Annotated in this window: 1 pseudogene; it reads left to right on the top strand. The window is 37.8% G+C overall.

The features are described 5' to 3' along the window. Positions 1-1,155: pseudogene (locus MCO_RS10900) on the top strand (autotransporter outer membrane beta-barrel domain-containing protein); the annotation flags it as partial.

The following is a 1,155-nucleotide window of genomic DNA, read 5'->3' as shown; positions in this document are numbered from 1 at the left end:
ATAAAACTTATAACTTAAAAAGTTTTCAGGGAGATTCCTCTCTTTCTGCTCCCATTGCAGCTATATATGTAGAAAAAAAGGGTACGGTTGTTGAGGCGTCACAGATAACTGTCTTAGGAGACAATCCGGATACAATATCTGCATATGGTGGATATGTAAAAGATGGAGGAACGCTTATTCTAACCGATTCAAATTTTAAGGATGCCCCTAGTCTTCGTGCTGACAATGCAGTTATTAAAATGACAGAAGGCTCAATTATGAGGACTTCGCACGCTGTTTATGCAACGGGGAAAGCAACGGATGTTGCTTTAGTTCGTGTAAATATTGAGATTGTGCCAGATAATTTGAAGACAAAGGAGATTGGTATTGTTAGTGGTTTTGGTGCATATGTTAGGATGTCAGGTAGTACTGTTAATTTTAAGGGGGCTGGCTCATTTTTATCACGTTTCGGGGGGAGGTATCTTCTTGATACCATGACAATTAAGGGAGAAGGAAAAAAGGAGGGAGTTACAGTTGATGATGTAGGTCCTGGTGCATTGCCAAAAGCTTTTGAGGTATCTCAAGGGGGGAATGTTTATTTGAGAGATAACTCTATTCAGCTTACAGATATGCATGGCTTTTTGATAGAAAACTTTTCAGGTTATGTAGATGATAATGGCAAGTTGCTTCAAAAATATAATTCACTAGACAGTTTTAAGAAGACAAATATTAAGATTGAAAGTTCTGATATTTCTGTGCAGGGAGAGGGAACACATGGTTTGTATTTTCATGTGTTAGGTCCAGAAGAATCTGCCGATATATTGAATCCAAATGGTAACAAATCTTCAGAAGTAAAAAAAGTCATCGCAGGGGCAGCTTCTGTTTCTTTATCAAAGACAATTTTTGAAGTTCCGAATGGTATTGCTATTTATGCTACGGGGGGTAAAGGTTATAGGGCTGAAGGTACTCTTGAGTTATCAGAAGAATCAAAAATTTCTGGTGATTTGTTGTTAAAAGCTAAAAATAACGCCTCTCTTTCTATTAAAGCTAACAATTCTGTCCTTATAGGGGGGATGAGTGTTGAAGACACTTCCACTGTTGGATTACAGTTAATGCGTGGCTCGAGATGGTACCTAAAAAAAAGCAAATATAGCGGTTCACAAGAGTCGGATTTTA

The organism is Bartonella sp. DB5-6 (assembly GCF_000278115.1).
GTDB classification, from domain to species: domain Bacteria; phylum Pseudomonadota; class Alphaproteobacteria; order Rhizobiales; family Rhizobiaceae; genus Bartonella; species Bartonella refiksaydamii.
Note: the sequence above shows the minus strand (reverse complement) of the source record. Positions and strands in the feature narration are given on the sequence as shown.